Annotated in this window: 1 protein-coding gene and 1 pseudogene; one reads left to right on the top strand and one right to left on the bottom strand. The window is 75.8% G+C overall.

All coding sequences use genetic code 11. The annotated features are described in order from the left end of the window. A partial coding sequence (locus AC13HU_RS36035; protein ID WP_483046210.1) for a helix-turn-helix transcriptional regulator occupies positions 1-382 on the top strand: 382 nt, incomplete at its 5' end. Positions 383-760: 378 nt separating this feature from the next. On the opposite strand, the pseudogene AC13HU_RS36030 reads toward AC13HU_RS36035, so the two are convergent. Further along, a pseudogene (locus tag AC13HU_RS36030) lies at positions 761-2,167 on the bottom strand (ATP-binding cassette domain-containing protein); the annotation flags it as partial. Positions 2,168-2,198: the final 31 nt, after the last annotated feature.

The following is a 2,198-nucleotide window of genomic DNA, read 5'->3' as shown; positions in this document are numbered from 1 at the left end:
GTGCGCGCTGGTCGTGCTCACCGGCGCAGGCCAGCCGGGCAACCTGCGCCGGGCACACGAGGCACACGCCCTCGGCTTCGTGAACAAGGACCGTTCGGCCGACCGGCTGCCCACCGCTGTGCGCCAGGCCGCCCAGGGGAAACGGTTCGTCGACGAGTCGCTCGCCGTGGAGTTCCTGCACGCGGCCGAGATGCCTTTGACCAGACGCGAGTTGAGCGTGCTGTCACTGAGCGCCGAGGGCGCCCCGGTCACCGAGATCGCCCACCGGCTGCACCTGTCCGACGGCACCGTGCGCAACTACCTCGCCGCGATCACCCGGAAGACGGGGGCCCGCAACCGGGTGGACGCGATCCGCATCTCGCAGGTCGCCGGCTGGGTGTGAGGGGGCCGCGGCGGCCGGGCCGTCCGCGTCGAGCACGGTAGTTACGGCGCGAGCGGTAGCCGCGTCGGTCCCGTCGGCGGCGTCGGTCGCGCTGGTCGTGCCGGCCTCGGACCAGCCGCCCACCAGATCCCGGTAGAGCGCCGAGCGGGCCGGCAGGTCCTCGTGCGTACCGCACACCGCGTGCGTGCCGTCCAGCACGAGGACCCGGCCGGCCCGCCGGGCCGAACTGATCCGGTGGGCGATCACCACCAGGGTGCCGCCGGGCCGCCGGGCGAACGCCTCCTCGGCGACGGCCTCGGCGGCCGGGTCGAGGTGGCAGGTCGCCTCGTCCAGCACCACAAGTCCCGCCGGGGAAAGGTACGTTCTGGCCAGCGCGATCAGCTGCCGCTCCCCCGCGGACAGCCGGGCCGGATCGACCTCGGCGTCCAGCCCGCCGAGCGCGGCCACCAGCGGCCCTGCCCCCACCACGCCTGCGGCGGCGAGCAGTTCGCCGTCACCCGGCTCCCCCGATTCCCCCGATTCCCCCATGGCGTCCGGCCCGGCCCGCAGATACGCCAGGTTCTCCCGGACCGTCCCGGTCAGCACGTACGCCTCCTGCGGTACGAGCGCGGGGCGGCCCGCGGCCCGTACCTCACCGCGACCGGGGCGCAGCAGGCCCGCGGCGAGGGCGGCCAGGGTGGACTTGCCGATGCCGCTCGGGCCGACCACGGCGAGGTGTTCGCCCGCCTCGACCGTCAACTCCAGTTCGTGCAGCACGGGTTCCGCGCCGGGCCCGTAGGCGAAGGTCACGTCGCGCAGCCGCAGCACGCACCCGGGCGCTTCGGGATACTCCACCACCGCTTCCGGGCACGGGAGTTGGTCCACCTCGCCGCCGATCCGGCGCAGTACGACGCCGAGCCGGGTGCCGGCCGCGCCCAGCGTGTGCACGAGGTTCTGCAGGGCCGGTTGCAGGGACTGGGTGAGGTAGGTGAGCGCGCCCAGCAGGTCGCCCGGGGTGAGGCGGTGCGTGCGGATCAGCCAGGGCGCGGCCACCAGCAGCAGTACCACGGGGAGTTGGCCGCCGACGGCGAGTGCGGCGGCGCGCAGCACGCCCCAGCGGGCGAGGGCGCGGGCGGTGTCCAGCGCGGTGTCGGCGCGGGCGTCGGCGCGGGCGGACATCAGCGGTTCCGCGCCGCACGCGGTGATGTCGCGCAGGCCCCCGGCGAGGGCGCCGTACTCCTCGGCGAGCGCTTCGTCGGCGGCGAGGTAGGCGTGCTGGCGGCGGGCCAGCGGGCGCAGGCCGGCCGCGAACAGTGCGACGCCGGCGGCAAGCGGCGGCAGGACGATCAGCAGCAACACCGGGGCGAGCGCGCACATTCCGGCGAGCGCGCCGGCCGCGGTGAAGACGAACGAGCGCAGCACCAGGACCAGGCCGCCGAACGTGTCCCTGGCGATCTCCACCTGGTGGGTCAGCCGCGAGACCACGGCGCCGTCGCCCGTCCGGCGCCCGCGCACCGCGGCCCGCAACCCACCGCGCACCACCCGCGCCACGAGGGTGTCCCGCAGCGGCTCCACCAGTCCGGCCAGCCCGCGGAAGACCCGCGCGGTGCCGTACGCGCCGATCGGCACCGTCGCGGCCGCCAGCGCGAGCCACCACAGCCCGGCGGCGTCGCGCCCGCGCAGGAAGCCGTCGTCCAGTGCCTTCGCAACGGCGTATCCGACCACGAACGTCTGCGCCGACTCCACCACCGACCACCCGGCGAGCACCGCAAGCCCCCGCGCCCGCTGCCGCAGATAGCCCCGCATCCGCACCGCCCCGTCACCCTTCACGGCTCCC

This window comes from Streptomyces sp. NH27, assembly GCF_056859195.1.
This window is presented reverse-complemented; position numbering and strand designations above follow the sequence as displayed.